The sequence below is a fragment of the Thiorhodococcus mannitoliphagus genome (assembly GCF_010915725.1).
Lineage (GTDB): Bacteria > Pseudomonadota > Gammaproteobacteria > Chromatiales > Chromatiaceae > Thiorhodococcus > Thiorhodococcus mannitoliphagus.
Window position 1 is genome coordinate 1 of record NZ_JAAIJR010000429.1, and the last position, 619, is coordinate 619.

1 protein-coding gene is annotated in these 619 nt (G+C 64.6%); it reads left to right on the forward strand.

The window, feature by feature from the left end:
- Nucleotides 1-30: 30 nt before the first annotated feature.
- Nucleotides 31-619 (forward strand): winged helix-turn-helix domain-containing protein (locus G3480_RS27280; RefSeq protein ID WP_164657297.1); only part of this gene is annotated, 589 nt, incomplete at its 3' end.

Consider the following 619-nt stretch of genomic DNA (forward strand, 5'->3'; position numbering starts at 1 on the left):
CCTTCACCGAATTACCGGAGTGATTTGTGTATGCTTGAGCTGGATCTCGTGAAATGGAGCCAAACCCCAGAGGATCTCCGGGGTGAGGCGATGAGGGCGGCCCACGAACGCACCCGTGAGCGGTTTCTGGCCTTGTACCAATTGACTCAACAGGGGCGTGGAGCCTCGGCGGTTGCCCGCAGCGCGGGGCGTCATCTGCAAACGCTGATCCGTTGGGTGCATCGCTACAATGAGACAGGCCCGCAGGCGTTGGTCTTTGAGCACACCGGTGGCATTCCCCCCTTTTTTGACCCCGACACCGAGCAGGCACTTGATGGCCTGCTGCGTGCCAGTTTAGCGGCCGCCGCAGCCCCTTCCATGGAGCGCGACCCGCAAACGGGGCGCTTGGTGCCGAGCGCCGAGTTGGAGGCGTGCACGGCCCCGCCGCGCTGGACCCTCAAGCGCCTGGTGGCCTGGATCGAGACCCAGTTCAACCGCCGCGTCAGTCGCGAAACGGTCCGTCAGGCGCTCAAACGCCTGGGGTTCTCCTGGAAGAAAGCCAAGGCCCTGCTCAACCGGGCCAACACGGCCGCGCGCGAGGCATTCGTCGCGAAGCTGCAGCCCCTGCTGGAGCAAACCT